This is a genomic window from Acidisphaera rubrifaciens HS-AP3, from assembly GCF_000964365.1.
Classification (GTDB): Bacteria; Pseudomonadota; Alphaproteobacteria; order Acetobacterales; family Acetobacteraceae; genus Acidisphaera; species Acidisphaera rubrifaciens.
The window spans coordinates 1-3,491 of the sequence record NZ_BANB01000723.1 but is presented as its reverse complement, the minus strand read 5'-3'; the positions used below and the strand labels follow the sequence as shown (position 1 = coordinate 3,491).

The 3,491-nt window shown below is 72.3% G+C and carries 5 protein-coding genes; 2 read left to right on the top strand and 3 right to left on the bottom strand.

All coding sequences use genetic code 11. The annotated features are described in order from the left end of the window. Nucleotides 1–660 (top strand): ATP-binding protein (locus B8460_RS16960; protein ID WP_241771220.1); only part of this gene is annotated, 660 nt, incomplete at its 5' end. Nucleotides 661–671: 11 nt separating this feature from the next. Further along, nucleotides 672–1,334, top strand: coding sequence for an antibiotic biosynthesis monooxygenase family protein (locus tag B8460_RS16955; protein WP_048862799.1), 663 nt, complete (start codon nt 672–674; stop codon nt 1,332–1,334). A gap of 16 nt (nt 1,335–1,350) precedes the next feature. Here B8460_RS16955 and B8460_RS16950 read toward each other — a convergent pair whose 3' ends face one another. From B8460_RS16950 to B8460_RS16940, 3 genes are all read right to left on the bottom strand, one after another. Beyond that, nucleotides 1,351–2,043: an MBL fold metallo-hydrolase gene (locus B8460_RS16950; RefSeq protein ID WP_048862798.1), complete on the bottom strand. Its 693-nt coding sequence runs from the start codon at nt 2,041–2,043 to the stop codon at nt 1,351–1,353. Nucleotides 2,044–2,045: 2 nt separating this feature from the next. Continuing rightward, nucleotides 2,046–3,020 (bottom strand): S1C family serine protease, encoded by a 975-nt coding sequence (locus tag B8460_RS16945; protein WP_048862797.1) that lies wholly within the window; start codon nt 3,018–3,020, stop codon nt 2,046–2,048. Between the two features lie 194 nt (nt 3,021–3,214). Continuing rightward, a partial coding sequence (locus tag B8460_RS16940) for a response regulator transcription factor (protein ID WP_048862796.1) occupies nt 3,215–3,491 on the bottom strand: 277 nt, incomplete at its 5' end.

Here is a 3,491-nt window from a genome sequence, read left to right as displayed (position 1 = left end):
CGGACGCTGATCGAGCGGGCCATGCAGGCGGCCGGGCGGGGCGGGGCGCTGACGCAGCAGCTTCTGGCCTTTTCGCGCCGGCAGTCGCTGCGGCCCACGCGCTTCGACGTCAACCGGCTGGCCGAGCAGCTCGAGCCGATCCTGCGCGGCACGCTGTCGGGCGCGGTGGTCCTCGATCTCTCGCTCGGCGCCGGGCTGCCGGAGGTGGAAGCGGACGCGAACCAGCTTGAGAACGCGATCCTCAACCTCGTCATCAACGCCCGCGACGCGATGCCGGAGGGCGGCCTCGTGCGGATCGAGACGAGCGTCGTCGAGCACGGCATGGGATCGTCCGGCACCGGGCCGGCGGCGGTCGATCCGCCGCCCGACCTGCGGCCAGGCCGCTATGTCTGCATCGCGGTCGCCGACACCGGCAGCGGCATGACGCCGGAAATCCAGGCCTCGGCGTTCGAGCCGTTCTTCACCACCAAGCCGGTCGGCCAGGGCAGCGGCCTCGGCCTCAGTCAGGTCTACGGCTTCGTCAAGCAGTCGCAGGGATCGGTCGCGCTGCGCAGCGTGGAGGGCGCGGGCACGATCGTCAGCCTGTTCCTCCCGGCCGCGCGCGAGGCGGCCCTCGCGGAGGGCGACGACGCCCCGCCGCTGCTCGGCACGGCGGACTGAGAGCGGGCGCCGTGTTCTGCGTCATCTTCGAGGTGCAGCCGCGGCCCGATCGTTGGGACGCCTATCTCGGCCACGCCGCGATGCTGCGCCCGGAACTGCTGCGCATCGACGGCTTCATCGACAACGTGCGCTACCGCAGCCGCCGCGAACCCGGCCGGCTGCTGTCGCTCTCCACCTGGCGCGACGAAAAGGCGCTGGTGCGCTGGCGCACCCATGCGCTCCACCACGACGTGCAGGCCGAGGGGCGCGCGTCCGTGTTCCGCCATTACCATCTGCGCGTGGGGCAGGTCACCGCCGACACGCATGTCCCCGACGGGCACGCTCTTCGCGAGCAGCGGCTCGATACGACCGAGGTCGGGCTCGGCGTCGCGGTCACGATCGTCCAGGCGCACGATCCGGCGGCCGGCGACGATCTGGCTCCGAATGAGGTCGCGGCGCGGCTGGGCCTCGATCAGCCGGACCGCGCCGTGCCGGGCGCACCGGTCGCGTGGGACGTGTTCGACGCGATCCTGACGCCGGGCGACCGGCTGGCGCTGGCGACCTGGACCGACGCGCCCGGCGCATGGACGCGTTTCCCGGCCGGGGCCCGCCGGCGGGAGGTGCGGATCGTGCGCGACTACGGGCTGATCGACCGGCGCGAGGCGCCGCAGTATTTCCCGCCGGTCGGTCCCTGACGCGGCGCGCGCGGCCTCAGCTCATGCCGCGCAGGAAGGGATTGCCCTGCCGCTCCGCGCCGATGCTGGACGCCGGCCCGTGCCCGCAGATGAACGAGACGTCGTCGCCGAGCGGCAGCACCTTGTCGCGGATCGCGCCGAGCAGCGCGTCCGTGTCGCCGTATGGGAAGTCGGTCCGTCCGATCGAGCCGCGAAACAGCACGTCGCCCATGATGGCGAAGCGCAGCGTGGGCGCGACATAGATCACGTGGCCCGGCGTATGGCCCGGGCAATGCAGCACCGCGAAGTCGACGCCGGCGATCGCCACCGTCTCGCCCTCGGTCACGTAGCGGTCGGGCGTCACGGCACGCGCGTCGCCGAGGCCGAAGGCCGCCCCCTGTTCGGCGAGGGCCGCCAGAAGGAAGTCGTCGCGGCGGTCCGGCCCGATGATCGGCACCGGCGTCCCGGCCGCCGACAGCGCCTCGCGCAGCGCCGCCGCCCCACCGGCGTGGTCGATATGGCCGTGCGTCAGCACGATCGCGTCCACCGTCACGTCGAGCTGCGACAGCCGCGCGCGGATCGCGTCCACGTCGCCGCCCGGGTCGATCACCGTGGCACGGCGGCTCGCGCGGTCATGCACGATGGCGCAGTTCTGCTGGAACGGGGTGACCGGCACGATCGCGACGGCGATGCCGGTCGACGGACGGTCGGCGTCGTGGGATGCGGACATGCTCAGTGCAGCTTCGGGGCTTTGAGATAGGCGGCGCGGTCGGCGGAGCGGATGGTCACGTCGAACAGGCGGTCGTCGCGCTGGATATTCAGCCGCACCTCTGCGCCCGCGCTGCCGCAGGCCCATACGCGGCGCCAGAGGCCAGCGAGATCGGACACCTCGTCGCCATCCACCCCCACGACACGGTCACCGGGACGGATCCCCGCCCCCTCGGCCGGACCACCGTCCATCAGCCCGCCCACCACCAGCATGTCGTCGCTCTCGGTCGCATACATGCCGAGCCACGGGCGGGGCGGCCGTCGCACACGGCCATAGGCGAGCAATTCGTCGAGGATGGCGGCGAGGTGGGTGATCGGCACGGTCATGTTCATGTCCATGCGCCGTCCCTTGCCGTCACCTTGCTGGAGGATCAGGGAGCCGATGCCGACCAGGCGGCCATCGGTGCCGATCAGCGCGCCGCCGCCCCAGAACGGGTGCGCGGGCGCGGTGAAGATCGCGTCGTCGAGCACGTATTCCCAGTAGCCGGCAAACTCCTGCCGCCCGATCACGCGCGTCTCGATCGCATGGTGACGGCCGCCATGGGCGGCGAACACCGCCGCGTCGCCGAGACGCAGGCGGTCCGCGTCGCCGAACGCCAGTGCCGGCAGCCGCAGCGGTCCCAGCGCCTGCACCAGCCCGAAGCCGCTGTCCTGATCGACGGCGAGCGCATGGCCGGGGACCGCGCGCCCGTCCTGCGTCGTCAGCCAGATCGTCTCCGCTTCCATCACGAGATAGCCGATGGTCGCGATCAGCCCGCTGTCGCGGATGACCACCCCGCTGCCCACGCGCTCGGTGCCCAGCACGCCCGCGGTGAAGGCGTCCGCCGGCGCGTGGCATTTCAGCCCGACGACCGCGTTGAGCGCGGCGTCCAGATCAAAGCTGTAGTCGCTCGGATCGGGCTGCAGGTTTGGCGGGATTTCCCAGTCGGCCTTTGACATGGAACCTGTCGAATCCTGTTTTGGTCAGTCCCGCGGATGCAGGCGCGCACGTCGCACGGACGCCGCGCCCGCCGAGTCACGCGCCGTGACGCCACGGAAGCGGATGCGGGCGCCGACGAAATGACAGCCGCCAGTATCGACGCTCCCGCCGCGTGCCGCAAATGCTGCCCCGGCCGCCGCCCGCGGCGGCGGGGTCAAACCTCGATCAGACCGCGACGCAGGCCCTTCGCCACCGCCTCGGCGCGGGTGCGGGCATCGAGCTTCGCGAAGACCGCTTCCAGATGAAACTTCACCGTGTGGGCCGAAATGCCGAGCGCGCGGGCGACCGCCTTGTTGCTCAGCCCGTCGCCGACGGCGCCCAGGATTTCGAGCTCCCGCGGGGTCAGCAGCGCGGGCGCCGCTGCCACGCTCGGCGCGGCGGCGTCGTCGAACGCCGCATCGGCGGCGTCGGCGCTGCGCACCAGCAGGCCG

Coding starts and splice junctions, on each gene's coding strand:
- B8460_RS16945 (WP_048862797.1), bottom strand. CDS start 3,020: ATGTCAAAGGCCGACTGGGAAATCCCGCCAAACCTGCAGCCCGATCCG.
- B8460_RS16950 (WP_048862798.1), bottom strand. CDS start 2,043: ATGTCCGCATCCCACGACGCCGACCGTCCGTCGACCGGCATCGCCGTC.